Source organism: Bradyrhizobium sp. INPA03-11B (assembly GCF_040446015.1).
GTDB lineage: Bacteria > Pseudomonadota > Alphaproteobacteria > Rhizobiales > Xanthobacteraceae > Bradyrhizobium > Bradyrhizobium macuxiense_A.
Window position 1 is genome coordinate 20,904 of the sequence record NZ_JASGSR010000009.1, and the last position, 24,918, is coordinate 45,821.

The following is a 24,918-nucleotide window of genomic DNA, read 5'->3' on the forward strand; positions in this document are numbered from 1 at the left end:
AAGCCGCCCGCAGGTTCAAATCAACCTCGACACTGCGACGCTTATAGCTCGTCCGGCAATCGACATGAAGCGACCGCCGGGCCGGTCCGAACCGTCATCTGAGGTAGCGAACGGGCAAAACAACCGATGTCCGCTCGCCGTTTGCGCGGCGGCGGACATCAGGGCGATCCGGAAATGCGACGTGCTAGCTGACCCGCTTCCAGGTCTGGCCGCCGCAGAACATGCCGCCGAAGGCGCAGCCCTGCACGCGCATCGCATTCGGGCCCTTCATCGCGATCGTCGAGTCGTAGTTGCGGCCGGAATCGGGATCGTGGATGCGGCCGCTCCACTTGCTGCCGTCGGGCTTCATGTTGATCAGGATGCGCTCGTTGGTCTTCTCGGAATAGCCGCAGAGATTGGCGCCGCAGGCTTCGACGCGGACGTTGCCCTTGTTCTCCTCGGTGGCCCAGACGCCGATCGGTCCGGTCGGCGGCGCTACCGGCGCTGCGGCAACTGTCGCGGCCTGCGGCTGCGGCGGAAGCCGTGTGGCGACCGGAGCCGGTGCAGGCGCAACGGGTGCGGCGTCGACGGGCGCGGGGGCCACCGTCGCAACATTTGCCGGTGGCGCTGGGGGCGGAGGAGGCGGCGGAACCGCGGCGGCGACCGGCGCGGCCGGCTGCGGCGCGGCGGCCTGAACCGGCGTGGGAGCGGGCACCGCCGGTGGCGGCGAGCTCGTCGCGGCGGCATCATCATCGTCGGACTTCGAGCCGAGAGTCTTGCTGATGCCGCCGATCGTGCCGTTGTAGCCCGGCGCCGAGATGCGGATGCAGGACAGCGCGCTGCAATTGCGCGGCGCCTCGACATGGACGCGCTGGCCGTCGATCTCAAAGGTGATGCCGGTGCCGCCGGCATGCGCTGACGTGGTGGCCATCAGCAGCGCGGCGATCGCAACGAGCTTCTTCATCTGGGTTCTCCGTGGCGTTGGGAGGGGTGGATCGATTGGTCCGGACGCTACGCGGCCGCGGGGCCAGCTTCTGTGATCCGCATCACGCCGACGGACGCAGCCGAAGGATCGTCACGGTGACGCAAGTCACTGCGCCGTGAGCACCGCCTCCTTAAGCGTCATCGGATGTTCTGGAGGCTTCGATGAAGCGCACCTGCCTGCTCGTCGCGCTGATGCTGATCGCGCCGTTCGCCCATGCCGGCGAGGGCATCTCGTTTTCGATCGGCGGTCACCGCGTCCATCTCGATTCGACGCGGTGCCGCTCGCTCTCCTGCGTCTCGGTGTCTGATAGATCGAGGCGCGACGAGGACAATGGCCGTACGCTGAGGCCGGTGCCCGCACCCGCAGCGGCGGCGATCCCCGTCACGCCGGCCGCAAGCCCGCCGCCGCCACCGGCTGCGCCACCCGCGACGCCGCCGGTCATTGTGTACAAGCCCGCTCTGGCCGCGCCGCCGCCGGCTGCCGCGCCACCACCGCCACCGCGTGTGATGACGCCCCAGCCGCCGCCGGTTGTCGCAGCTCCGCTTCCGGCGGCGGTGCCTGCAGCGCCCGTGCGTCCAGCGTCGCCGGTGATCCGCGTCTCGCGCGAGATGGACGAGCCGAACGACGGCCCGGTCGGCGACTGGCAGACCGAAGCCAACAACCTGGTGCGCGTTCGTCTCTGCGGCAACGCGCTATGCGGTTATGCGCTCGACAGGACCACGCGCGATCTCGGTGAAGCGGTGCTGATCAACATGAAGCCGAAGCAGGACGCGCACTGGGCCGGCGGCGTCTACAGCCGGGACAGCGGCAGCATTCGTTACGGCACGATCGCGTTGACGGGCGCGGACAAACTGCGCGTCGAATCCTGCGTGCTCGGCCGCTTCTATTGCACCGGCGCCGACTGGATCCGCGTCTCGCATTCGCGGGCGCGGGTCATCACGCAGGGGCAGCTCCGGCCCGAGCCGCGCTCCTGACTGCCAAATGTCCAATTTGTAACCGGGCGCCTTCGAACCTTCCGTCCCGTCGTGCGCGACCGATAGAGGTCAACACTGTCTTCGCAAGCGATGGAGGCAAGCATGAGATGCCTGAGCCTGGCCGCGCTGCTGCTCGCCGGCAGCGTCGCCGCCGCCCATGCCGACAACGACATCTACACCAACATGCTGAAGCAGCGGCGCGGCGACGATGCGCTGCATGTCGATGCCGCGGTCAGCGATGCGCAGTTCGGCGCGCCGCAGAACGGCACGCCGACGTCGCGGCAATACAAGAGCTGCATGCGCGCCCGCGGCTGGCGCTTCAGTCACACCATCCGCGAGCCGCGCCGCCGCGACGACGGCTATCCCGATCCCGAAAATCCCGGGCTCGTCTGCCACGATTTCACGATCGGCGGCATCACCGGATCGAGTTGCTCGAATTTTTGAAATGATGCTGAGGTGCTCTCTGGTCCGTCATCCTGAGGAGGCGCGTAGCGCCGTCTCGAAGGATGGACGGCCCGACTGTGGCCGTGCATCCTTCGAGGCTCGCTCCGCTCGCACCTCAGGATGACGGGCGAGTTAGCATCGACAAAACAACAAAGCGCCCGGCGGGGGGCGGCCGCCGGGCGCTGAACTCACTGCCTGTCGAATGTTCTAGAACACGCCGAGAATGATGGCGCCGACGAAGGCTAACGCGATGTACGCGGCCACAATGCTCAGCTTGCTCAGCAGAGGACTCGCGAAATCCATTGGGAAACTCCCTCGGTTCACAACGCTGCCCGCTTTAACGCAAAAGCTAGCAACTGGTTCCCGGCCGATAAAGTCAGCGGTGCTGTCCGGCCCGGTGTTCCCACGCCATGCCGCGTTGCGGTGCGTGGCTCAAACAGACGCCGAATCAAGGCGTTGAAGCGGCCGCAAATATATTCCGGGGCGTTGCGAAGGAGCTATGCACCAACCAGTACCGGATACCGTCCGTTAGTTCCCAACCTCGGTTGTGATGTTAGTAACGACTATCTCCGGCTGAATTTTTACGCTGGACACGGATGTCGAATGCCAGCGCATTCTCCATCACGACACGAGCGGCGATCTCCTCGCACCTCTGCGGCGTGATGCGGCGCGTTCGTCAGTTGCCGACACAACAAGCACTGCGCGGCAAGACACGCGCGCTGCTTTGCCGGGTTCCACTGCATGGTTAAGACCGCCTGAAATCATTCCGTCGAATTGCGTTGAAGAGTCTTTTAATCAAATTCGCAGAACCTCCGCGCCATGACGCGTGGAGTTCGTTTGTATCTCGTCGGCTCCCTTGTCCTTGTGTCGCTTGCTGGTTGCGGCCGCGGTCTGTTTCAGACTGCCGAGCGCGAACCGTGGCGGGCCGAGGCCGAGGCCGCTTGCCTGAAATCAGGCGCGGTGAAGGAAGGGCCCGACCTCGTCCGCATCGATCCGATTTCCGGCCCGGGTGTCTGCGGCGCCGAGTTCCCGCTCAAGGTCGCCGCGCTCGGCGAAGCCAGCTCGGCTTACGGATTTGCCGACGACAGCCTGCGTCCGCCGGCATCGGTCGGCAACCAGCCGCGTTGGCCGATCAATCGTCAACCCAGCCCGCCGCCTGCGCAGGCGCCGTATTCCGATCAGGCCGTCAGCCAGCCGAACTATGGCCGCCAGCCGAACGGACCGGTGTCGCTGTCGGCCCCCGGCGTGCCGCCGCAGCAGGGCGAGATCGACCTGCCGCCGGAAGGCTCGCCCGATGCAAACGGCGAGCGACCTTATTATCCTGGCCTGCCGCGCAATCCGCAGCGCGAGGGCGCGGCCGCGCCTTATTCACCTGCGCCTTATTCCCAGCAGCCTCAGGACGCGCCGCCGCCGCGGCTTGGTCCGTCGAACGGCAACCCGGTGGGGACGGTCGGCCCGGTCGCGGTGAAGCCGGCGGCGACGCTGGCGTGCCCGATCGTGTCGGTGCTCGAACGTTGGCTCGCGGATTCCGTGCAGCCGGCGGCACAGCGCTGGTTCGGCGCGCGCGTCGTCGAGATCAAGCAGATCTCGGCCTATTCGTGCCGCGGCATGAACGGCAATTCGCACGCGCATATTTCCGAACACGCCTTCGGCAACGCGCTCGATATCGCGGCCTTCACGCTGTCTGACGGCCGCCGCATCTCGGTGAAGGATGGCTGGAAGGGTCTGCCGGAGGAGCAGGGCTTCCTGCGCGATGTCCAGGCCGCCGCCTGCCAGCAATTCACCACGGTGCTGGCGCCGGGGTCCAACGTCTACCATTACGACCATATCCATGTGGACCTGATGCGCCGGGCCAGCCGGCGCCTGATCTGCCAGCCCGCCGCTGTCTCCGGCGAAGAGGTCGCGGCGCGCGCCGGCGGCCGTAACCCCTATGCAACGCGCGAGCCTTATGTCACAGGATCGCTTGGCGGCAGAAAGCCGGCCCCGCGGGGTAAGGCGGGGGTCAACGAAGAAGACGAATTCGCCGACGAATAGGGACGCGTCTGATACCCGTATTTTTACTGGGTGACACCGTGCAAACGGTAGCCACTTTTATTCTGCATATGCTTCGGAGCCGGGAGCGCACCCGGCTGATTTCTGGGGGATAGCTTTGCAAGACGCTCCGATCATTCTCGTCATCGAAGACGATCGTGATCTTCAGATGATGGTGGAGGACGCCCTGAGGGATGGCGGCTACGAGCCGGCGATCGCAGGCTCGGGCGAGGAAGCCCTGACGCTGCTGAAGGCGTTCCGCACCAAATACAGTGCACTGGTCACCGACATTCGCCTGCTCGGCCGGCTCGACGGCTGGCGTGTGGCGCGCGGCGCCCGCGAGATCGATCCGTCGTTCCCGGTGCTCTACATCACCGGCGGTGGCGGCGACGAATGGCCGACGAGGGGCGTGCCCGACAGCGTGTTGCTGAACAAGCCGTTCTCACCCGACGAGCTGGTTGCGGCCATCGCCAAGCTGCTGAAGAACGGCGCGCCGGCCTGAGCGAGCGATCGCCCCGGCAAGATCGGCAATGCTGAAATTGTGCTTCTAGACCGGCATGAATGACTTCGCACAGTCGATCACGGCGGCGGCATCACTGATCGCCAGCCGCGATCCGGAGTTGCTCGGGATTGTGGCGCTGTCGTTGCGCGTCAGCCTGTTGGCGAGCCTGCTCGCGCTGCTGATCGGGGCGCCGATCGGCGGCTGGCTTGCGATCTCCAGATTTCGCGGCCGGCAGGTGGTGATCGTGCTGGCCAATGCCTGTCTTGGCCTGCCGCCGGTCGTGGTCGGTCTTGGGCTCTATCTCCTGCTGTCGCGATCGGGGCCGCTGGGCTCCGCCGGTCTGTTGTTCACGCCGACGGCGATGGTGGTGGCGCAGGTCATCCTTGCCACGCCGATCGTGGTGGCGCTGGTGCATCGTCCCATCGCGCTGCTTTGGGCGGAATATGCGGACCTGATCCGCACCGATGGCCTGTCGCGTCTGCGCAGCCTTGCGCTGGTGTTCTCGCTCGGTCGCGCCTCGCTTCTCACCGCGTTCCTCGCCGCCTTCGGCCGGGCCATTGCGGAGGTCGGCGCCATCATCATCGTGGGCGGCAATATCAGCGGCTACACGCGAACGATGACGACCGCGATCGCGCTCGAGACCAGCAAGGGCGAACTGGCGCTTGGTCTCGGTCTCGGCGTGATCCTGCTTGCGCTGAGCGTCAGCGTCAGCACGGTCGCGTTTGTGCTAGTGCGCAGCGTTGGGGAAAAATAGCTGCTCGCCGCCGACCTTGTAGCCGGCGATGACCGACTGCCCGGCCGGCGAGATCAGCCAGTCGATGAAGGCCTGTCCGTCCGCCGCCTTCACCGTCGGATGCTTCGCCGGATTGACCAGCATCACGCCGTACTGATTGAACAGCCGCCGGTCGCCTTCGGTCAGCACGGCGAGCTCGCCGCGGTTCTTGAACGACAACCAGGTGCCGCGGTCGGACAGCACATAGGCATTCGACGCCGCGGCCATGTTGAGCGCCGGGCCCATGCCCTGGCCGATCTCGCGGTACCATTGCCCCTTTGCGGAAGCGAGATCGACGCCGGCATCCTTCCAGAGCCGCAGCTCGGCCTCGTGTGTTCCGGAGTGGTCGCCGCGCGAGACGAAGGCTGATTTCGTCGCGGCAATCTTGCGCAGGGCGTCCGCGACATCCTTGTCGCCGGCGATGTGCGCCGGATCGGCCTTTGGGCCGACGATCACGAAATCATTATACATCACGTCGTATCGCCTGGTCGCAAAGCCCTCGGCCAGGAATTTGTCCTCGGCGACGCGATCGTGCACGAACACGACATCTGCATCGCCGCGCCGTCCGATGTCGAGCGCCTGTCCGGTGCCGACCGCTACCACCTTCACTGCAATGCCCGAGGTCTCCGAGAACCGCGGCAGGAGATAGCCGAACAGGCCGGACTGCTCGGTCGAAGTCGTCGATGCGACGATGATGGACCGGGTCTGCGCCAGGGTGGGGCCAGCGAACAGCAGCACAGCCGCGATGATGAGATGTCGGAGGAGGGAGGTCATGTGGTCCGGATATGATGAAAGGACAATGGTCACCATGCCTCAGTTGATCCGGCGAGGCAAAGCGCACGATTCCCCGCGACGTGACGGCACTTATTCTGCGTTTACATCACGCTGCGGTATCCCCTCATTTGCCCACCGGCTCATTTTCCGCGCGAGCAAGTTCGCCGGCAAGCGTCCGAACGGTCTCAGCCGCCAACACGCGGGCTCTTTCCTGAAACGACGATCGCCCGCACAACAAGTGCGATGCGCTCATTGCGCGCGCTGGGCCGAATTCTGCCTGAACGTTCGAGTGTGGCGACCCCATGAAGGGCCGCCCAAAACGTCTCGGTCACGTCGGCGACCTCGACGCAAAACGGCGTGACGACCGCCGCAAGTGCTTCGAAACCAGCCCGCAGTTCGGGTCTGGTGCCAGCTTCGGCGAACCGCAAATCCGTTGGCAGCACAAACATGGCATCGTAAAGCGCGGGGCGATCCAGCGCAAAGGCGAGATAGGCGAGAGCGACGTTCTTGAGTGCGTTTCGTCCTGTCGATCCGCTCGCCGCTTCGCGAAGTGCGGCTGTGAGCTCCTTGAAACCCTCGACTGCAACTGCCGCAACAATCGCATCCCGGTTCTTGAAGTGTGAGTAGAGGACAGGCTGGCTGTATTCGATCTCGTCGGCGAGGCGGCGGACCGTAACGGCATCCCATCCTTCGCGCTCTGCGATCGCCCGCGCGGCTGCGATAATGCGATGCTCGCGCGCAGCCCGGTCCCTGCCTTTTCGCTCAGCGGTACCCAATCCTCGATCTCCCGAATCTGGAAGGTTCAGCCACTTCAATAGCATACCGATGCTTGACAATCTAGCAATGCTATTTATCTAGCGGTGCTAGATGTTCTTCGGCTAGAAAGGGAACAGAGTGATGCAATGGCTTGCGCTCGGCACGGGATTGCTCGTCGCCCTCGGCATTATCGCGATCGGCATCGGCTACGTCGCGAGCCCGAGGACCATGACACGCAGCTTCGGCCTGCCACTTCCCGAAAGCGGCAACAACATCGCCTGGTGGCTTCGCCTCAAAGGGGTGCGCGACATCGTCGCGGGATTGGTCGTGCTGGCGTTCTTGGCGTTCGGTACGCCGCGAGATGTCGGCCTCATCCTGCTTGTTGAAGCCATCATTCCCGTCGGCGACATGCTGCTCATTCTCGCCGCGAAAGGCTCCGCCAAGAGTGCCTTCGGGATGCACGGTCTCACGGCGGCGGTCATGATCCTTGCCGCCATCCCGCTGATCGTTGGAGTAGCCTGAGATGATGCATGCCATTTCAATCTGGCTCCTCGCTGCCGGCTTCTTTGGCGCAGGCGTCTTCAACGCGATCAGCGCGTCCGCGACGCAAAGCGATTTCGCCCGGTGGGGTTACCCCATCTGGTGGGGGATTCTTACCGGTGGACTGGAGATCACCAGCGCCATTCTGATTGCGCTTCCCGTCAGCCGCATTGTCGGCATCGCGCTCGGGGCGGCCATCATTGCGGCTGCGGTTTTCACTGTTCTACGCCACCGTGATTTCTCGCACCTTGTGCCGCTTGGCGTCTTCGTCGTCCTGATTGCGCTTGCCGCGACCTCGTCGTGAGCGCCGACCTTGCCAACCAGGTTCATCTCCGCTTCCGGCGATCTGGTCATGACCGGTAGTGAGCCCACGCCCAAGGTGTCGCGCCGCGCGTTCCCTGATGGTAGACCTAGCGCCAGCTTCGTCATTTAAATGGGATCAACGGTCATGGCTTTGGAGAAGGTCGCACTCGTCACCGCAGGCGGCAGCGGCATGGGCGCGGCAGCGGCGCGGCGGTTGGCCGCAGATGGATTTCGCGTTGCGATCCTGTCGTCGTCGGGCAAGGGCGAAGCGCTGGCGGCCGAGCTCGGCGGCCTCGGCTTCACCGGCTCGAACCGTTCCAACGACGACCTGAAGCGCGCCGTCGACGGCGTGATGACGCGCTGGGGCCGCATCGATGTGCTGGTCAACAGCGCCGGCCACGGCCCGCGTGCGGGCGTGCTCGAATTGACCGATGAGCAGTGGCACACCGGCCTCGACGTCTATCTGATGAACGTGATCCGCCCGACGCGTCTGGTCGCACCTTACATGCAGGCGCAGAAGTCCGGCGCGATCGTCAACATCTCCACCGCCTGGGCCTTCGAGCCGAGCGCGATGTTTCCGACATCCGCGGTGTTCCGCGCCGGACTCGCAGCGTTCACCAAGCTGTTCGCCGACAGCTACGCCGCCAGCAACGTCCGCATGAACAATGTGCTGCCGGGCTGGATCGACAGCCTGCCGGCAACCGACGAGCGCCGCGACAGCGTGCCGATGAAGCGCTACGGCAAGGCGGAGGAGATCGCCGCGACCATCGCCTTCCTGGTCTCCGACGGCGCGGGCTACATCACCGGCCAGAACATCCGCGTCGATGGCGGCTTGATGCGGTCGATTTGATCGACTGGTGGACCCGTCATCCTGAGGTGCGAGCGCAGCGAGCCTCGAAGGATGTGCGGCCCGATCGATGGCCGTGCATCCTTCGAGACGCACGCAAGCGCGTGCTCCTCAGGATGACGGGTCTACCGTCACGCGTCGGCTTTCGCCGATGTGAATGCCGCACTCGCGGCAAGACACTTGCGTCTACGCGCTGCGCTTTGCGTCCCAGGCCGCACACGTCACAATTGCGGCGACCTCAGATTGCGTTTGTCGTGATGACAAACTGAAAGCACAGGGCTAGCCTTCCGCAAAATCAAAACATACGGGAGGAATGGCATGCCAGACGCAGCAGTTGCAGCACGCGCTTCGGACTCCACGCACGGCGGAACCACGCAGCAAGTCGACGTCGCGGTCGTCGGCGCCGGTTTCGCAGGCCTCTATCTGCTGCATCGGCTGCGCAAGGCGGGCTTCTCGGCAGTTGCGCTCGAAGAGGGCGCCGATGTCGGCGGCACCTGGTACTGGAACAGGTATCCCGGCGCGCGCTGCGACATCCAGACCATCGATTACAGCTACACGTTCGATCCGGAGCTCGATCAGGCGTGGACCTGGTCGGAGAAATACGCGACCCAGCCGGAGATCCTGCGCTATCTCGGCTTCGTCGCCGATCGCTACGATCTGCGCCGTGATATCAGGTTCGGCACCAAGGTCACGCAGGCGACCTGGGATGACGCGACCGCGCGCTGGCAGATATCGACCAACAACGGCGCCAATGTCTCCTGCCGCTACTACATCATGGCGACCGGCTGCCTGTCGTCGCCGAAGCCGCCGGAGATCGACGGCGTCAAGGACTTCAAGGGCGAGATCTATTTCACCGGCCGCTGGCCGCATCAGGGCGTCGATCTCAAGGGCAAGCGCGTCGCCGTGATCGGCACGGGATCGTCGGGCATCCAGTCGATCCCGTTGATCGCCGAACAGGCCGCGCAACTCACCGTGTTCCAGCGCACGCCGAACTTCGCATTGCCTGCCGGCAACGGCCCGGCGCCGGAGGATCGCAAGACCTATTTCGAAACCGACCGCGCCGCCTATCGCGAGCAGGCGCGCTGGTCGATGGCCGGCGTTCCCTATCCGCAGCAGACCGTGGTGAGCTGGCAATTGAGCGACGCCGAGCGCCGCGAGCGGTTCGAGAAGGCGTGGGCGGCGGGTGACCTCGTCCACATCCTGACCCAGCTCTGGGCCGACCAGGCCGTCGACGTCGACGGCAACAAGCTCGTCGCCGACCTGATCCGCGAGAAGATCGGCGCCGTGGTCAAGGATCCGGGGACGGCCGCGGCGCTGGCCCCGCACGATCATCCCTTCGGCGCCAAGCGGCCCTGCCTCGATACCAATTACTACGCGACCTATAATCGTTCGAACGTGACGCTGGTGAATCTGCGGCAAGAGCCGATCAAGGCGATCACCGCCAGCGGCATCTCGACCAGCGGGCGTAGCTTCGATGTCGACGTCATCGTGTTCGCCACCGGCTTCGACGCGATGACCGGCGCCATCATGGCGGTGCATCCGATCTCCGGCCGCGGCGGCAAGTCGCTGTCGGATGTCTGGGCGCACGGACCGCAGACCTATCTCGGCGTCACCGTCGCGGGCTTCCCCAATCTGTTCATGATCACCGGACCCGGCAGCCCGTCGGTGCTGTCGAACATGGCGGTTTCGATCGAGCAGCATGTCGACTGGGTGGTCGACCGGATCGCCGCGCTGCGCGACGCCGGCTTCACCACGATGGAGGCAACCGAGGCCGCGCAGGCCGGCTGGGAACGCCACATGGCCGACTGCGCGACGCTGACGCTGCACCGGCTCGCCAACACCTGGTACACGGGCGCCAACGTGCCCGGCAAGCCGCAGGGCGTGATGCCTTACACGGGCGGCGTCGGTCCGTATCGCAGCATCTGCAACGAGGTGGTCGGCCGCGGCATGCTCGGCTTCAAGCTCTCGGGTCCCGGCGTTGCCGAGCAGTGCAATGACGGCGAGATCGTGCGGCTGCAGCCGGACGTGCGGCTGGTGCTGAACCTGCTCGGCGAGATGAACCTGCCGCCGCTCGAGACGATGGGGGCGCAGGGCGCGCGCGACTTCCTCACCGAGTTCAACAAGGGCCGTCCTGCGGGACGACCGGTCGGCGAGGTCGGCACCGGTTTGCTGCAGGGCGCGGACGGCCCGCTGCCTTACAAGCTGTATCGCCCGGCGACGCCGGGGCCGCATCCGGTCGTGGTGTATTTCCACGGCGGCGGCTGGGTGCTCGGCGACGAGCTGTCGGACGATCCGTTCTGCCGCGATCTGTGCCGGCGCACCGGCATGATCATCGTCAGCGTCGGCTATCGCCACGCGCCCGAGCATCGCTTCCCGGCTGCGGCCGAGGACGGCTATGCGGCGACGCGCTGGATCGCGGCCCACACCGCCGAGCTCGGCGGCAGGACCGGTCCAGTGCTGGTCGCGGGCTGGAGCGCCGGCGGCAATATCGCGGCCGTCACCTGCCAGCTCGCGCGCGACCGCGGCGGGCCGGAGATCGCAGGCCAGCTCCTGATCTGCCCGGTCACCGACTCGACCTTCGACCGGCCATCCTATGTCGACAACGCGGCCGGCTATTTCCTGACCCGTGGCCTGATGTTCTGGTTCTGGGATCTGTACTGCTCGCCGGCCGACCGCACCGACCCGCGCGTCGCGCCGCTGCGCGCCAAGCTCGAAGGCCTGCCGCCGGCGTTCATCGCAACCAGCGAGTTCGATCCGTTGCGCGACGAGGGCATTGCCTATGGCGACGCGCTCGCCAAGGCCGGAGTCAAGGTCGAGCAGCTCAAGGCGCAAGGCCACTTCCACTCGTCGTTCGTGATGGTCGACGTCATCATCACCGGCGTCAGCGGCCGCGTGAAGATGGCGAAGGCGCTCAGGCGTTTCGCCGGATTGCCCGAGGAGCTGGAGCAGGACAACGTCGCCGCGCCGAAGGTCAACGCGGCCGCGAACTAGACCGGATCGAATGGCAGCAGCAAATGCGGCGCGCTCCCTCTCCCGCTCGCGGGGGAGGCGCGTTGCCAAAATATCGAAAACAACCCCATGCAAAGGAGCCGGCGGCCGGCGTCCGACCCGGCTACTTGACACGTCGGGCAACTCACGGGTATTTTCTAATATTCCGAAATCACGCAGGCGCACGCCAGGGCGCTAGCCGAGCTCGAACGTCGTGACGCCGAACACGCGATCGATCCGCAATGGCGGGATCGCGCCGGTGTACATCCGCGCGGTCTCGAACACCGGTGAAAGCCCGAGGCCCTGCGCCAGCGCGACGGCGTCGCGGTTGACCGCGGGGACATCGAGGAAGATGTCGCCGCCGCCTGCGCCGGCGAGCAAAGCTGCCACGACGGCCTCGGCGCTCGCGCGATCATCGGCAATGAGCGGACCGATCTTGCGGCCGGTGCGGCACGGACGGATCACGCCCCAGCCGGCCAGCCTGCCGTCGTGCAGCAGCGCACGTCCAATATGTCCCGGTGTGTTGATCCAGGCGCACAGGAAGGCCGGGCGAGGAGCCGGAAACACCGTCGCGTCATCGGCCTCGATCAACGCCATGGGTACATCGGTCAGCGCGACGACGTCAGTGTTCAGCGCCGGAGGCGCTGCGACTGTGCCGCCGTAGCGCACATTGGCGTAAGCGAGCGCGAAGCCGGACTTTTGGTAGTTCGCCTGTTGCGCCACCACGCCATCGAGGCCGATCACGCGCGGGCGCGCATGCGCGATGGCCGCATTCCAGATCTTCAGACCGTAGCCACGGCCGCGCAGATCCGGACGCACGATGTAGAAGCCGAGGAAGGAAAACTGCGCGCCGTAATTGACGCAGGAGATCACGGCGGCGGGCTCGCCCTCGAGCTCGCCGATGAAGAAGCCCTGCGGGTCTTCTGCGGCAAAGCACGGCGCGTCGGCGAGACCGGGATTCCAGCCCTCTGCCGCCGCCCAATCCACCGCGAGCGGAATCTCGTCGGATCGCATCGTGCGGATGATAAACTCGCTCATGGCCAATAGTCTCGTCGGGCCGGAGTTATCGATCGTGCATATCAACGGAGCAAGAACAAGACCCCGGTGGCAGACTAATGAATCCGACGTCCGTCATGCTGAGGAGGCCGCGCAGCGGCCGTCTCGAAGCACGACGGCCACCAGCCGGGCCGCGCATGCTTCGAGGCTCGCTACGCGAGCACCTCAGCATGACGGGACCAAGAGTGCGGTGGTTCGCGAAAGAGCGCCGATCTTACCCGACCTTCGGCCGGTACGCCGCGAAGAACACACGCGTTGCGCTGTCGACGACGGTTGCGATCCGCTCCGGCGAGGGCGAGGGATTGGCCTGGAAGATGAATGCCTGGAACAGCGTCGCCTGGCACATCTGCATGAACTGCCAGGCCGCGAGCTGGGTGTCGTCCATCACGAGTTCACCGAGCGCGGCGCGCGCCTCCAGATAGGCGGCGAAGCGGTCGACGGTGTGGGCGATCACGTGAGTGTAGAAACGGCTGCCGAGCTCGGGCATCCGCTCGGCGATCGCCATCACGGTGCGGATCGCCGAGCCGCCGCCGGGCCGGCACAGCAAGGCGACATAGGCGCGGCCGAATTCGGGGAGGGTGGTGTCGACGTCGCGCGCCGGATCGAAATTGAAGGCGACCTTGCCCTGTTCGAGCTTCTCCTCCTCGACGATCGCCGCGAACAGCCCGGCCTTGTCGGGGAAATACACGTAGAGCGTGCCTTTGGAGACGGCGGCGGCGCGGGCGATCTCGCCCATGCTGGCGCCGTCGAAGCCGAGTTCCAGGAACACTTTGCGGGCGCCGTCGAGGATCTGGCGGCGTTTCGAGGATTCCTCCTCGCCGACGGCCTGGAGGGAGGTTCGGGGGGCTGCAACCATTGATTTAGCTTCTCGCGAAAGAACTCACCCAGAATGAGCCAATGGGAGAATCGAACCATTATAATTCGTGCGCCGGGAATATAGATTGACCGAACCGTTCGGTCAATGGTATTGGTGGGGGTGACGATGCGCCGCACGGCCCTTATTCCGCCATTGCGGGCGTCAAGATTTTTGGTGGGGAGCCTCGGCTATGGCCGCAGCACGGGATCAGGCTGCACGCATTGTTCGTTCCGGGCCTGACATGGCCGGGGACGCGATGGCGCGCGACGCATCGGCCGATCTCGGCGAGCAGGCGAGGGTCGACGAAGCCAAGGGACCCGCCGACAAGCGCCCCGCTGAAGCTCCGCCCGCTTCTGCTCCCGAGCAGCCGGCGGCTTCGCCCGCTGCCGCTGCGCCGAAATCCGGCAAGCGCAGATTTGTGTTGATGGGCATTGTCGGCCTGCTCGCGATCGCGGCCGCAAGCTATGCCGCCTATTACCTGATGGTCGGGCGCTTCTACGTCTCGACCGACGACGCCTATGTCCGCGCCAACAACACCATGCTCGGCGCGCGCGTCGCCGGCCATATCGCGGCGATCCTGCCCGGCGACAACGCGCTGGTGCGCGCCGGCGAAGTGATCTTCCGGATCGATGACGGCGACTATCGCATCGCGGTCGACGCCGCCCGCACCAGGATCGGGACGCAGCAGGCGACCATCGAGCGGATCGGCCGCCAGGTTGCGGCCGCGGTCAGCTCGGTCGAGCAGGCGCAGGCGCAGCTGGTGTCCGCGCAGGCCGGCCTGAAGCGCGCCGATCTCGATTACGATCGCCAGCAGGCGCTGAGCACCAAGGGCTTTGCCTCGCGTGCCACCTTCGAGGTGTCCGAAGCCGGCCGCGACCAGGGTGCGGCAGCGGTGCGCTCGGCGCAGGCGGCCTATGATGCCGCCAAGGACAATGTCGAGGTGACCAAGGCGCAGCAGGCCGAGGCCCGCGCCCAGCTCGCCGAATTGCAGACCCAGCTCGCCAAGGCCGAACGCGATCTCGATTTCACCCAGGTGCGCGCGCCGGTCGACGGCACCTTCTCCAACCGCCTGGTCAACACCGGCGATTACATCAATGTCGGCCAGCGGCTCGGCAACGTGGTGCCGCTCGACGGCGTTTTCATCGACGCCAACTATAAAGAGACCCAGCTCAAGCGCATCCGCACCGGGCAGCGGGTGACGATCAAGGTCGACGCCTACGGCTTCCGCAAGTTCACCGGCATCGTCGACAGCATTTCGCCGGCGGCGGGCTCGGTGTTCACGCTGTTGCCGCCCGACAACGCCACCGGCAACTTCACCAAGATCGTGCAGCGCCTGCCGGTCCGCATCCGGGTGCCGAACAGCGTCGCCAAGCAGGGCCTGCTGCGTGCCGGCATGTCGGTCTACACCACGGTCGACACCCGCGAAGGCGCGGCCGATGCCGACGCCGATACCGACCTCGACTCGCCGATGATGATTCATCCTCAGTGATGCCTTGAGGCCTCGGCGACAGTCCGAGGCTCGGAGCCTGATGAGCCCATGGCCGACGCGACCACTGCTTCGCCCTCGATGATGACCGGCGCTTCGGAGTCCGAGCGGCTCCAGCCCAAGCGGGTGGTCGCCTTCATCATCATGGTGTTCGGCATGTTCATGTCGATCCTGGACATCCAGATCGTCTCGGCTTCGCTGACCGAGATCCAGGCCGGCCTGTCGGCGTCGTCGACCGAAGTGTCGTGGGTGCAGACCGCCTATTTGATCGCCGAGGTGATCGCGATCCCGCTGTCCGGCTTCCTGTCGCGCGCGCTCGGCACAAGGCTGTTGTTTGCGATCTCGGCGTTCGGCTTCACGGCGTCCAGCCTCTTGTGCGGCTTCGCCTCCTCGATCGAGCAGATGATCCTGTGGCGCGCGCTGCAGGGCTTCCTCGGCGCCGGCATGATCCCGACGGTGTTCGCCTCGGCCTACACCATCTTCCCGCGCTCCAAGTTCTACATCGTGGCGCCGATCATCGGCCTCGTGGCGACGCTGGCGCCGACCGTTGGGCCGACGGTCGGCGGCTACATCACCGATCTGATGTCGTGGCACTGGCTGTTCTTCGTCAACATCGTGCCCGGCGTCATCATCACCGTCGGCGTGCTGTGGCTGATCGATTTCGACCAGCCGAACTTCGCGCTGCTCGATCGCTTCGACTGGTGGGGCCTGATCTTCATGGGCGGCTTCCTTGGCTCGCTCGAATATGTGCTGGAGGAGGGCCCGCAATATGAGTGGCTGCAGGACACCTCGGTCGCGGTCTGCGCCGCGATCGGCTTCGTCTCGGCGGTCGCCTTCTTCTGGCGGGTGCTGACCGCGGAGGAGCCGATCGTCGATCTCTATGCCTTCTCCAACCGCAACTTCGCGGTCGGCTGCGTGCTGCAATTCTGCATCGGCATCGGGCTCTACGGCCTCACTTACGTCTATCCGCGCTATCTCGCCGAGATCCGCGGCTACAGCGCGCTGATGATCGGCGAGACCATGTTCATCTCCGGCATGACGATGTTCTTCATGGCGCCGGTGGTCGGCCGGCTGATGCAGAAGGTCGATCTGCGCTACATCATCGCCTTCGGCCTCGTCACCTTCGCGCTCGGCTCCTGGCAGATGACCTGGATCACCCGCGAGTACGATTTCTACGAGCTGCTCGTGCCGCAGATACTGCGCGGCATCGGCATGATGTGCGCGATGGTGCCGACCAACAACATCGCACTCGCGACGCTGCCGCAGGACCGCGTCAAGAACGCCTCCGGCCTGTTCAACCTGATGCGCAACCTCGGCGGCGCGGTCGGGCTCGCCTTGATCAACGAAGCGCTCAACGACCGCACCGATCTGCACATCTCGCGGCTGCAGGATCGCGTCACCTGGGGCAATGCGACCGCGGTCGAAACCCTCAACAATTTCGCCCAGCGCCTGCAGGGCATGGGCGATGCCACGACCATGGCGATGAAGCAGCTCTCGCAGATCGTGCATCGCCAGGCACAGGTGATGAGCTACGGCGACGCCTTCTTCATGCTGTCGCTGTTCTATGTCGGCCTCAGCCTCCTCGTGCTGTTTGTCAACAAGCCGCCGTCGATGACCGCAGGCGGCGGCGACGCGCATTGAGCGCATCGGCCATTCGCGCGGCGTGCACCCGGTCGCGTGAATAGCGTTGCATGATCGACACATTGACGCACTCACGCGGATGTCATCTTGCCAATTGCGCGTGATGCATTTATAAGCAGCGCCATCGTTTCACGAACCGGGGAGATGCACATGATGTCGTTTGTTTCGCAGACCGTGCGCCCGCGTTCGTTGCTGCTGGGCGCTCTCGCGCATTAGGTCCCGGCGCTGATCGGGCTTGATGCCCGATCATCCAAACTTCCCAACACGTTACCGATTGTTTTCAGCGACGTCTGCGGCCGGATTCCGTCCGCGCGTTGCCTCAGATGGAGCCGGCGGGCGCAGCGTATGCGTGGCCGGGATGTGCCATGAGCTCTCTAACGACCAAGCGTCCGGCCGCGATCCGGATCGTGCTTCCCTTCGTGTTTCGTCACTGGCTGGAACAGCCGTTTCGCGCGTCCATCGTAACGGCCGGCTTCCTCGGCGCGACCGCGGCCGACCTGTTCATGCCGGTATTTTCAGGCCATCTGGTCGACGCGCTGACCGCGGGCGCCACTGACGCCGCCGCGCGCCATGCGGCGATGCTGGCATTCGGCGCCATCGTCGGCCTCGGCGCGCTGTCGGTGCTGCTGCGGCTGATCGGTATCGAGACCATCGTGCCGTTCACGCTGAAGATGATGTCCGATATCGGGCAGCAGGCCTTCATGCGCGTGCAGCGCTTCTCGACCGACTGGCACGCCAATTCGTTCGCCGGCTCCACCGTGCGCAAGATCACGCGCGGGATGTGGGCGCTCGATTTGTTGAACGACACCATCCTGATGGCGCTGTTGCCGTCGCTCGTCGTGCTGGTCGGCTCGATGATCCTGCTCGGGCTGCACTGGCCGCAGCTCGGCGCGGTGATTGCCGTCGGCTCGGTGATCTATGTCGCGATGACCATGGTGTTCCAGGTGCGCTACGTCGCGCCGGCCGCGCGCGTCTCCAATGCGTGGGACACCAAGGTCGGCGGCACGCTAGCGGACGCCTTGACCTGCAACGCGGTGGTGAAGTCGTTCGGTGCGGAAACGCGCGAGGACATGCGGCTGGACGGCGTCATCAGCCGCTGGGGCCGGCGGGTGCGGCGGACCTGGCTGCGCTACAACCGCACCTCGACGGCGCAGCTGCTGGTGCTGTTGTGCTTCCGCGCCTCGGTGGTGGGCGGCGCGATCCTGTTGTGGGCGCAAGGCGCCGCCACGCCGGGCGACGTCACCTATGTGCTGACCAGCTACTACATCATCCACGCCTATTTGCGGGATGTCGGCATGCACATCAACAACCTGCAGCGTTCAGTGAACGACATGGAGGAGCTGGTGCAGATCCATGGCGAGCCGCTCGGCATCATCGATGCTGACGATGCCAGGACGATCGACATCCAGGGCGGCCGCATCGTGTTCGACGACGTCACGTTCCATTATGGCGGCCATCGCCGGCCGCTGTATGACGGCCTGTCGGTCGACATTGATGCCGGTGAGCGCGTCGGCCTGGTCGGGCGCTCCGGCTCCGGCAAGACGACGTTCGTCAAGCTGGTGCAGCGGCTCTACGATGTCTCCGGTGGCAAGATCCTGATCGACGGTCAGGATATCGCCAAGGCGACGCAGCAATCGCTGCGCAGCCAGATCGCGATCGTGCAGCAGGAGCCGATCCTGTTTCACCGCACGCTGGCGGAGAACATCGCCTATGGCCGGCCGGGCGCCAGCATGGCGGCGATCGAGCAGGCGGCGCGGCTTGCCAATGCGCACGACTTCATCATGCGGCTGCCGAAGGATTACGGCACGCTGGTGGGCGAGCGCGGCGTCAAGCTGTCCGGCGGCGAGCGGCAGCGCGTGGCGCTGGCGCGCGCCTTCCTGGCGGATGCGCCGATCCTGATCCTGGACGAGGCGACCTCGAGCCTGGATTCGGAATCCGAGGCGCTGATCCAGCAGGCGATGGAGCGGCTGATGAAGGGCCGCACCTCGATTGTGATCGCACACCGGCTGTCGACCGTGCGCAGCATGGATCGCATCCTGGTGTTCGATCGCGGCGAGATCGTCGAGCAGGGCACGCACGAGGTGCTTGCCGCGCGTCCCGGCGGCATCTACCGCGGCCTGTTCGAGCGGCAGGCGACCGAGTTCGGTCAGGAAGCGGCGGCGGAGTAGAGCGATGGCGCGTGGCTGATGGGTGGTGTCCGCCAGCCACGCGCCGGAATCGATACGAGAATCGATTTTGAGAATGGAATTGATATGAAGGACCTTACGCGCGGCTCCATCGTGAGCCACATATTGACCATGGCTCCCCCGATCGTGGTCGGCATGATCACGATCATGATCTGCCAACTGGTCGACTTGTATTTTGTCGCCGGTCTCGGCGAGGCCGCCGTCGCCGGAGTGGCTGCCGCCGGCAATGCCGGCTTTCTCGTCAACGCGCTGATGCAGGTGCTGGGCGTCGGCACCGTCGCGCTGATTGCGCACGCGGTGGGACGTACCGATCGCGCCGATGCCAATCTTGTGTTCAACCAGTCGATCGTGCTGTCGGTGCTGTGCGGGCTGTTGACGCTGGGCGCTGGGGCCGTGCTGTCGCGCCCTTATATGCGATCGGTTGCGGCCGACCAGGCTACCGTTGACGCGGGCACCACCTATCTGTTGTGGTTCATGCCGGCGCTGGCGCTGCAATTCCTCATTCAGGTGATGGCGTCAGCGTTGCGGGCGACCGGCATTGTGCGGCCCAGCATGCTGGTGCAGGCGGTCGCGGTCATCATCAACATCGCACTGGCGCCGGTGCTGATCGCGGGCTGGGGCACCGGTCATGCGTTCGGCGTTGCCGGGGCGGGTCTGGCAAGTTCGATCGCCGTCCTCATCGGCGTGCTGATGTTGTTCGCGTATTTCCGCAAGCTGGAGCGCTATGTCGGGTTCGATCCCGCGCAGTGGCGCCCGCAACTGCGCCAGTGGACGCGCATCTTCAATGTCGGCCTGCCTGCCGGCGGCGAGTTCGCACTGATCTTTGCGTGGATGGGCGTGATCTATTGCGTGCTGCGCGATTTCGGCCCGGCGGCCCAGGCCGGCTTCGGCATCGGGACGCGCGTGCTCGGCCTGATCCAGATGCCGGCATTGGCGGTCGCGCTCGCCGCCGGCCCGATCGCCGGTCAGAATTTCGGTGCCGGCAATGCTGGGCGCGTGCGGGAGACCTTCATCCAGGCGGTGTCGATTGGCACCATCGTCATGATCGCGATCACGATCCTCGCGCAGTGGAAGCCGGGGCTGTTGCTCGACGGCTTCTCGAACGATCGCGAGACCATGGCGGTCGCCGCCCAGTTCCTGCACTTCGTCTCCATGAATCTGGTGGCGCAGGGTCTGGTCTTTACCTGCAACAGCATGTTCCAGGGCCTCGGCAACACCCGGCCGGTGCTGCTGAGCTCGTTCGTGCGCCTCTTCGCCTACGCGGTGCCGGTGATCTGGCTCTCGACGCGGCCCGGCTTCCGGATCGAGCATGTGTGGTACCTGTCGATCGTGTCGACGTGGCTGCAAGCTGGTCTGAGCTTGTGGTTGCTGCGTCGCGAATTCAACAGGCGTCTCGCGCCGCCGGCGCGGGAAGCCACTCCGGAGCGCGTTGGTCTCGAGCCGGTCGGATGACCGGCTCAGCCAATGTGCGACGGCGGCTGATCATCGCGGCGCCAGCCCATTCCACAACAGCGCCACGCCGGACAGGAACAGCAGCACCAGCACGACATCGGAGAAATTGCGGTCGCTGAGCGCGTGATAGAGTCGGGCGCCGATCCAGGCGCCGAGCAGCGTTCCCGGAAACGCGCAAGCCACGAGCCAGATCAGTTCGGGCTTCACCAAGCCGCTTGCGATCTGGACCAGGAGCGCGGCCGCCAGAATTGTGAAGTTGAAGATCTGGAACACGCCGCGGCGCTGCTGCTTGCCCCAGCCGCGCACGCTCGCCCACAGGATCGGCAGCGGGCCCGACAGTCCGGCGAGGCCGCCGAGGATGCCTCCGGCAAATCCGATCGCGCCGTCAGCCCATTTGCCGCCGAACGAAATCGACATCGGCTTGCGTTGCAGGAACAGCAGGGTCGGAAACACCAGCAGGAACACGCCGACCGTCAGTTTGAAGACTGCGGGGTCGGCCCGCGCGATCAGCAGGATGCCGATCGGCACACCTAGGAGGCCGCAAATGACGAATGGCCAGACCAGGCGGAAATCGATCGTCTTCCAGATCGACGGCAGCGTCGAAACCTGCGCGATGACGGAGCAGACCAGCACCAGCGGCACCGCAAGCGTCGGCGGCAGCACATAGAGCCAGATGCCGAGCGCCATCAGCGCGGTGCCGAAGCCGGCGAGGCCGGAGACGAAACCGCCGGCAAGCGCGCCGAAGAACAGGATGGCGTAGCTCGCCGGGTTCATTCCTCATCTCGTTGTTTTTGATCGTTGCCGCGACGTTTACACGACGCCGGCTGTGGGTACACTTCAAAATCTTGCCTCATCAACGATAATCGGAATGGAAGCATCCTCATGATTGCTGGTTCGTCGAAAACTTTTCTGGTCTGCCACGGCGCCTGGTCGGCAGGATGGGCGTGGAAGAAGATGCATCCCCTGATGCAGGCCGCCGGGCACCGGCTCGTGACGCCGAGTTACACTGGGCTCGGCGAGCGCGCGCACCTCGCGCATCAGGGGCTCGACCTCGAAGCGCATATCCAGGACATGCTCAACGTCATTTCCTATGAGGACCTGCGCGACATCGTGCTGGTCGGCCATTCCTATGGCGGCATGGTCGCGACCGGCGTCGCCGACCGGGTGCGCGAGCGCATCGCGCAGCTGATCTATATCGACGCCTTCGTGCCGCGTGACGGCCAGTCGCTGTTCGATCTCAACGAGTCGGCCATCGAGACCATGCGTGAGCTCGCCAGCGATGGCGACGGCTGGCGCATCCCGCCGATGCCGACGCCGCCGGATACGTCTCCCGCGGATGTCGAATGGCTGACCGCGCGCAGGGTCGACATGCCGATCAAATGCTTCGAGCAGAAGCTGAAGCTGCGACACGGCGAGACCAGCCTGCCGCGCAGCTACATCTACGCTACCCGCGCCACGCAGGCCGATACGTTCGGCCAGTTTGCAAAACGCACGAAGAATGAACCCGGCTGGCGTTATCTCGAGATCGATGCCAGCCATTCGCCGAACGTCACCGCGCCCGAGGCGCTGATGGCAATGCTGCAGGAGATCACGGCCTGGGCTGTGTAGCAGCAGGTATGGCTACACCGCATGCATGCGTCGTTTTTGAACAATGCAGCGTTGCGGTCACGAGCCATCCTTTGACATCAACGGTGACGGCAACTTGATCTCGCTTGTTCAGCCGATCTGCGACATAATCCGTGGAGCGATGTGGGCGTGGACCGATGAACCGAAGCCCTGTACTCGTAGACTTGGCGCTTCAAGGCGGCGGATCGCATGGCGCGTTCACGTGGGGCGTCCTGGACCGGCTGCTTGAAGAGCCGTGGTTTCAGATCGTGGGCATTTCCGGAACGTCGGCCGGCGCAATGAATGCCGCCGTGCTGGCGGATGGCTGGGCTGCGGCCGGCGCTGCCGGCGCGCGCGAGGCCCTCGAAAAATACTGGCGCAGCGTTTCGCGTGCCGCCGCATTCAGTCCGCTGCAACGCTCACCATTCGACCGCCTGATGGGACGATGGTCGCTCGACAGTTCTCCGGCCTACTTCTTCACTGATTTGATGTCGCGGGTGCTCTCGCCGTACGACCTCAATCCTCTTGGTTTCAATCCGCTACGCCGGATCCTGGCAGAGAGCATCGATTTCGAGCGCCTCGCGCGCGCGCCGATCAAGCTGTTCGTGACCGCCACGCGCGTGCGGACGGGGCGCGGACGAATCTTCCGCAATGCGGAGATTACCGCCGATGTCCTGCTCGCATCGGCCTGCCTGCCGACGATGTTTCGCGCCGTCGAGATCGACGGCGAGCCGTATTGGGACGGCGGCTATGCCGGAAACCCAACGATCACGCCGCTTGTCCGTGAGACCGACGCCCAGGACACCGTCATCGTCCAGATCAATCCGACCGAGCGGCCGGAGGAGCCGCGCTCCGCCGCTGATATCCTCAACCGCCTCAACGAAATCTCGTTCAATTCGCCGCTGGCAAAGGAGCTGCGGATGATCGCGCTGCTCCGTCAGGTCGCCGATCCCGGTACCGGCGAGGGGGCCCGCTGGTCGCAGATGAAGACGCATCGGATCAAGAGCGACTTGCTCGCGACGTTCGGTTCGTCATCCAAGCTCAACGCCGAATGGGCCTTCGTCGCCAAGCTGCAGGAGGAGGGACGGCGCGCCGCCGGCGAATTTCTCGACGCGCACGGCGCGGATATTGGCCAGCGTTCGACTGCCGATCTCGACATCTTGCTCACGGAGTGCTGAGGCGATGGGGCTGCTCGGCATTCTCGTCGGACTCGGCCTGCTGGTCGGTCTCGCGTTCCGCGGCTGGAGTGTCCTGTTGCTGGCGCCGCTCTGTGGGCTGGTTGCCGCGGCGTTCGGCAGTCAGCCCTTGCTCGCGAGCTGGACGCAGACCTTTATGACCAGCGCGGCGGAATTTCTCGCGCAGTTCTTTCCGATTTTTCTGCTCGGGGCCGTGTTCGGCAAGCTGATGGATGATAGCGGCGCCGTGGCTGCGGTCGCGCGTTTCATGACCGAGCGGTTGGGCGAGCGCCGTGTCATCGTTGCGGTCGTGCTCGCCGGTGCATTGGTCACCTATGGCGGCGTCAGCCTGTTCGTTGCGTTCTTCGTTATCGTGCCGATGGCCCAATCGCTGTTTCGCACGGCGGGGATTCCGCGCCGCCTGGTGCCGGCGGCGGTCATCCTCGGAACCTCGACCTTCACGATGTCGGCGCTGCCGGGCACGCCGTCGATCCAGAATGCGATCCCCATGCCGTTCTTCGGCACGACGCCGTTCGCGGCGCCCGGCCTCGGCATCATCGCCGCGATCGTCATGCTTGGCATCGGGCTGTGGTGGTTGCTGCGGGCGGAGACGGCGGCGCGCCGCGCAAACGAGGGCTATGGCGCCGAGCCGCCGCCGGCGTCCAGCGACGCAGCCGACGATGAGCTGGTGCGCGAGCGGGCGACGACGGCGCGGGAATTCGACCCGGCGGAGATCCGCCACGGACATCGCAGCGAAGCCGCTGTTCCGATCTTCAACGCCGTGCTGCCCCTGATCGTCGTCGTCGCCGTCAACCTGGCGATGTCGCTTCTCGTCCTGCCGCGGCTTGATTTCGCATTCCTGGCCGAGCAGCGCTGGGGAAGCACGTCGCTGCCGGCGGTTGCCGGCGTCTGGTCGGTTGTCGTCGCGCTGGGGGCCGCGATCGCGACCGTCATCCTGTGCAACCGGACGAGACTGACCGCGCTACGGCGAACCATGGACGCTGGCGCCAATGCGTCCGTCCTGCCGGCGTTGAGCGTCGCGAGCCTGGTTGGATTCGGCGCGGTCATCGCGTCGCTCCCCGCCTTCGGCGCGGTGCGCGACTGGGTGCTGGGCATCGAAGGCGGCCCGCTGGTGTCACTTGCCGTGGCGACGAACATGCTTGCCGCGCTGACAGGGTCGGCCTCCGGCGGCTTGACGATCGCACTCGATGCGCTCGGGCCGACGTATATGGGCCTTGCCGCGCAGGCGGGCATCGATCCCGGCCTTTTGCACCGCGTGGCGGTGATCGGCTCCGGAACTTTGGACATCCTGCCGCACAACGGCGCGGTTGTCAGCCTGCTCGCGATCTGCGGCCTCACGCATCGCGACAGCTATCTCGACATCGTCATGGTCGGGATCATGAATTCCGTCATCGCGCTCATCGCGGTGATCGCAATCGGCACCGCGTTCGGGTCGTTTTAGCGGGCCGCCGCGCAAATGCGCCAGGCGACGCAGGACGGCGACGGCTGACGCACCTTCGAGATCGACGCCAGCCACTCGCGAACGTCACCGCCCCCGAGGCGCTG

The 24,918-nt window shown here is 65.5% G+C and carries 22 protein-coding genes; 16 read left to right on the plus strand and 6 right to left on the minus strand.

Annotation, left to right across the window (positions count from 1 at the left end):
* Nucleotides 1-184 precede the first annotated feature (184 nt).
* On the minus strand, nucleotides 185-943 hold the full coding sequence (locus QMZ05_RS05560) for a DUF2147 domain-containing protein (RefSeq protein ID WP_353699868.1): 759 nt from the start codon (nucleotides 941-943) through the stop codon (nucleotides 185-187).
* A 182-nt stretch (nucleotides 944-1,125) separates the two neighbouring features.
* Between QMZ05_RS05560 and QMZ05_RS05565 the strand changes: the two genes are divergently transcribed.
* The 5 genes from QMZ05_RS05565 (at nucleotide 1,126) to QMZ05_RS05585 (ending at nucleotide 5,669) form a co-directional block, all read left to right on the plus strand.
* Nucleotides 1,126-1,938 carry a DUF2147 domain-containing protein gene (locus QMZ05_RS05565; RefSeq protein WP_353699869.1) on the plus strand — a complete coding sequence of 271 codons (813 nt, stop codon included), beginning with the start codon at nucleotides 1,126-1,128 and terminating at the stop codon, nucleotides 1,936-1,938.
* 102 nt (nucleotides 1,939-2,040) lie between these two features.
* Nucleotides 2,041-2,382 carry a hypothetical protein gene (locus QMZ05_RS05570; RefSeq protein ID WP_353699870.1) on the plus strand — a complete coding sequence of 114 codons (342 nt, stop codon included), beginning with the start codon at nucleotides 2,041-2,043 and terminating at the stop codon, nucleotides 2,380-2,382.
* Nucleotides 2,383-3,201: 819 nt separating this feature from the next.
* Nucleotides 3,202-4,416, plus strand: a complete 1,215-nt coding sequence (locus QMZ05_RS05575) for an extensin family protein (RefSeq protein WP_353699871.1) — start codon at nucleotides 3,202-3,204, stop codon at nucleotides 4,414-4,416.
* Between the two features lie 115 nt (nucleotides 4,417-4,531).
* Nucleotides 4,532-4,915: a response regulator gene (locus QMZ05_RS05580; protein WP_146990688.1), complete on the plus strand. Its 384-nt coding sequence runs from the start codon at nucleotides 4,532-4,534 to the stop codon at nucleotides 4,913-4,915.
* Between the two features lie 55 nt (nucleotides 4,916-4,970).
* Nucleotides 4,971-5,669 carry an ABC transporter permease gene (locus QMZ05_RS05585; RefSeq protein ID WP_353699872.1) on the plus strand — a complete coding sequence of 233 codons (699 nt, stop codon included), beginning with the start codon at nucleotides 4,971-4,973 and terminating at the stop codon, nucleotides 5,667-5,669.
* On the opposite strand, the gene QMZ05_RS05590 is transcribed toward QMZ05_RS05585, so the two are convergent.
* The gene (locus tag QMZ05_RS05590; protein WP_353699873.1) at nucleotides 5,643-6,461 is read right to left on the minus strand and encodes an extracellular solute-binding protein; all 819 of its coding nucleotides are present in this window, start codon (nucleotides 6,459-6,461) and stop codon (nucleotides 5,643-5,645) included. The two genes, QMZ05_RS05585 and QMZ05_RS05590, sit on opposite strands and share 27 nt — an antisense overlap.
* 185 nt (nucleotides 6,462-6,646) lie before the next feature.
* Nucleotides 6,647-7,237: a TetR/AcrR family transcriptional regulator gene (locus QMZ05_RS05595; protein ID WP_353699874.1), complete on the minus strand. Its 591-nt coding sequence runs from the start codon at nucleotides 7,235-7,237 to the stop codon at nucleotides 6,647-6,649.
* Nucleotides 7,238-7,358: 121 nt separating this feature from the next.
* Here QMZ05_RS05595 and QMZ05_RS05600 point away from each other — a divergent pair, with 121 nt between their 5' ends.
* The 4 genes from QMZ05_RS05600 (at nucleotide 7,359) to QMZ05_RS05615 (ending at nucleotide 11,898) form a co-directional block, all read left to right on the plus strand.
* Nucleotides 7,359-7,739 carry a DUF4267 domain-containing protein gene (locus QMZ05_RS05600; RefSeq protein WP_353699875.1) on the plus strand — a complete coding sequence of 127 codons (381 nt, stop codon included), beginning with the start codon at nucleotides 7,359-7,361 and terminating at the stop codon, nucleotides 7,737-7,739.
* A gap of 1 nt (nucleotide 7,740) precedes the next feature.
* On the plus strand, nucleotides 7,741-8,061 hold the full coding sequence (locus QMZ05_RS05605; protein WP_353699876.1) for a DoxX family protein: 321 nt from the start codon (nucleotides 7,741-7,743) through the stop codon (nucleotides 8,059-8,061).
* A 144-nt stretch (nucleotides 8,062-8,205) separates the two neighbouring features.
* Nucleotides 8,206-8,910, plus strand: a complete 705-nt coding sequence (locus QMZ05_RS05610) for an SDR family oxidoreductase (protein ID WP_353699877.1) — start codon at nucleotides 8,206-8,208, stop codon at nucleotides 8,908-8,910.
* Nucleotides 8,911-9,225: 315 nt separating this feature from the next.
* On the plus strand, nucleotides 9,226-11,898 hold the full coding sequence (locus tag QMZ05_RS05615; RefSeq protein WP_353699878.1) for an alpha/beta hydrolase fold domain-containing protein: 2,673 nt from the start codon (nucleotides 9,226-9,228) through the stop codon (nucleotides 11,896-11,898).
* 192 nt (nucleotides 11,899-12,090) lie between these two features.
* Here the strand turns inward: QMZ05_RS05615 and QMZ05_RS05620 are convergent, their stop codons facing one another.
* Both QMZ05_RS05620 and QMZ05_RS05625 read right to left on the minus strand, forming a co-directional pair.
* Nucleotides 12,091-12,933 (minus strand): GNAT family N-acetyltransferase, encoded by an 843-nt coding sequence (locus tag QMZ05_RS05620; RefSeq protein WP_353699879.1) that lies wholly within the window; start codon nucleotides 12,931-12,933, stop codon nucleotides 12,091-12,093.
* Nucleotides 12,934-13,165: 232 nt separating this feature from the next.
* A complete protein-coding gene (locus tag QMZ05_RS05625) occupies nucleotides 13,166-13,807 on the minus strand; it encodes a TetR/AcrR family transcriptional regulator (protein WP_050425589.1) in 642 nt (213 codons plus the stop codon).
* 190 nt (nucleotides 13,808-13,997) lie between these two features.
* Between QMZ05_RS05625 and QMZ05_RS05630 the strand changes: the two genes are divergently transcribed.
* The 4 genes from QMZ05_RS05630 (at nucleotide 13,998) to QMZ05_RS05645 (ending at nucleotide 20,572) form a co-directional block, all read left to right on the plus strand.
* On the plus strand, nucleotides 13,998-15,296 hold the full coding sequence (locus QMZ05_RS05630) for an HlyD family secretion protein (protein WP_353699880.1): 1,299 nt from the start codon (nucleotides 13,998-14,000) through the stop codon (nucleotides 15,294-15,296).
* A gap of 48 nt (nucleotides 15,297-15,344) precedes the next feature.
* Nucleotides 15,345-16,934 carry a DHA2 family efflux MFS transporter permease subunit gene (locus tag QMZ05_RS05635; protein ID WP_353699881.1) on the plus strand — a complete coding sequence of 530 codons (1,590 nt, stop codon included), beginning with the start codon at nucleotides 15,345-15,347 and terminating at the stop codon, nucleotides 16,932-16,934.
* Nucleotides 16,935-17,299: 365 nt separating this feature from the next.
* Entirely contained in the window at nucleotides 17,300-19,102 is a 1,803-nt protein-coding gene (locus QMZ05_RS05640; RefSeq protein WP_353699882.1) for an ABC transporter ATP-binding protein, read from the plus strand.
* 84 nt (nucleotides 19,103-19,186) lie between these two features.
* Nucleotides 19,187-20,572: an MATE family efflux transporter gene (locus tag QMZ05_RS05645; protein WP_353699883.1), complete on the plus strand. Its 1,386-nt coding sequence runs from the start codon at nucleotides 19,187-19,189 to the stop codon at nucleotides 20,570-20,572.
* A gap of 30 nt (nucleotides 20,573-20,602) precedes the next feature.
* On the opposite strand, the gene QMZ05_RS05650 is transcribed toward QMZ05_RS05645, so the two are convergent.
* Nucleotides 20,603-21,346, minus strand: a complete 744-nt coding sequence (locus QMZ05_RS05650; RefSeq protein WP_353699884.1) for a sulfite exporter TauE/SafE family protein — start codon at nucleotides 21,344-21,346, stop codon at nucleotides 20,603-20,605.
* A 111-nt stretch (nucleotides 21,347-21,457) separates the two neighbouring features.
* Between QMZ05_RS05650 and QMZ05_RS05655 the strand changes: the two genes are divergently transcribed.
* The 3 genes from QMZ05_RS05655 (at nucleotide 21,458) to QMZ05_RS05665 (ending at nucleotide 24,814) form a co-directional block, all read left to right on the plus strand.
* Nucleotides 21,458-22,180, plus strand: coding sequence for an alpha/beta hydrolase (locus QMZ05_RS05655; protein ID WP_353699949.1), 723 nt, complete (start codon nucleotides 21,458-21,460; stop codon nucleotides 22,178-22,180).
* 155 nt (nucleotides 22,181-22,335) lie between these two features.
* The gene (locus QMZ05_RS05660; protein ID WP_353699885.1) at nucleotides 22,336-23,355 is read left to right on the plus strand and encodes a patatin-like phospholipase family protein; all 1,020 of its coding nucleotides are present in this window, start codon (nucleotides 22,336-22,338) and stop codon (nucleotides 23,353-23,355) included.
* 4 nt (nucleotides 23,356-23,359) lie between these two features.
* On the plus strand, nucleotides 23,360-24,814 hold the full coding sequence (locus tag QMZ05_RS05665) for a GntP family permease (RefSeq protein ID WP_353699886.1): 1,455 nt from the start codon (nucleotides 23,360-23,362) through the stop codon (nucleotides 24,812-24,814).
* Nucleotides 24,815-24,918 lie beyond the last annotated feature (104 nt).

Excerpts from the sequence above, each read along its gene's own strand:
- QMZ05_RS05560 (WP_353699868.1), bottom strand. The coding sequence starts at position 943 with ATGAAGAAGCTCGTTGCGATCGCCGCGCTGCTGATGGCCACCACGTCA.
- QMZ05_RS05565 (WP_353699869.1), top strand. The coding sequence starts at position 1,126 with ATGAAGCGCACCTGCCTGCTCGTCGCGCTGATGCTGATCGCGCCGTTC.
- QMZ05_RS05570 (WP_353699870.1), top strand. The coding sequence starts at position 2,041 with ATGAGATGCCTGAGCCTGGCCGCGCTGCTGCTCGCCGGCAGCGTCGCC.
- QMZ05_RS05575 (WP_353699871.1), top strand. The coding sequence starts at position 3,202 with ATGACGCGTGGAGTTCGTTTGTATCTCGTCGGCTCCCTTGTCCTTGTG.
- QMZ05_RS05585 (WP_353699872.1), top strand. The coding sequence starts at position 4,971 with ATGAATGACTTCGCACAGTCGATCACGGCGGCGGCATCACTGATCGCC.
- QMZ05_RS05590 (WP_353699873.1), bottom strand. The coding sequence starts at position 6,461 with ATGACCTCCCTCCTCCGACATCTCATCATCGCGGCTGTGCTGCTGTTC.
- QMZ05_RS05600 (WP_353699875.1), top strand. The coding sequence starts at position 7,359 with ATGCAATGGCTTGCGCTCGGCACGGGATTGCTCGTCGCCCTCGGCATT.
- QMZ05_RS05605 (WP_353699876.1), top strand. The coding sequence starts at position 7,741 with ATGATGCATGCCATTTCAATCTGGCTCCTCGCTGCCGGCTTCTTTGGC.
- QMZ05_RS05610 (WP_353699877.1), top strand. The coding sequence starts at position 8,206 with ATGGCTTTGGAGAAGGTCGCACTCGTCACCGCAGGCGGCAGCGGCATG.
- QMZ05_RS05615 (WP_353699878.1), top strand. The coding sequence starts at position 9,226 with ATGCCAGACGCAGCAGTTGCAGCACGCGCTTCGGACTCCACGCACGGC.
- QMZ05_RS05620 (WP_353699879.1), bottom strand. The coding sequence starts at position 12,933 with ATGAGCGAGTTTATCATCCGCACGATGCGATCCGACGAGATTCCGCTC.
- QMZ05_RS05625 (WP_050425589.1), bottom strand. The coding sequence starts at position 13,807 with ATGGTTGCAGCCCCCCGAACCTCCCTCCAGGCCGTCGGCGAGGAGGAA.
- QMZ05_RS05630 (WP_353699880.1), top strand. The coding sequence starts at position 13,998 with ATGGCCGCAGCACGGGATCAGGCTGCACGCATTGTTCGTTCCGGGCCT.
- QMZ05_RS05635 (WP_353699881.1), top strand. The coding sequence starts at position 15,345 with ATGGCCGACGCGACCACTGCTTCGCCCTCGATGATGACCGGCGCTTCG.
- QMZ05_RS05640 (WP_353699882.1), top strand. The coding sequence starts at position 17,300 with ATGAGCTCTCTAACGACCAAGCGTCCGGCCGCGATCCGGATCGTGCTT.
- QMZ05_RS05645 (WP_353699883.1), top strand. The coding sequence starts at position 19,187 with ATGAAGGACCTTACGCGCGGCTCCATCGTGAGCCACATATTGACCATG.
- QMZ05_RS05650 (WP_353699884.1), bottom strand. The coding sequence starts at position 21,346 with ATGAACCCGGCGAGCTACGCCATCCTGTTCTTCGGCGCGCTTGCCGGC.
- QMZ05_RS05660 (WP_353699885.1), top strand. The coding sequence starts at position 22,336 with ATGAACCGAAGCCCTGTACTCGTAGACTTGGCGCTTCAAGGCGGCGGA.
- QMZ05_RS05665 (WP_353699886.1), top strand. The coding sequence starts at position 23,360 with ATGGGGCTGCTCGGCATTCTCGTCGGACTCGGCCTGCTGGTCGGTCTC.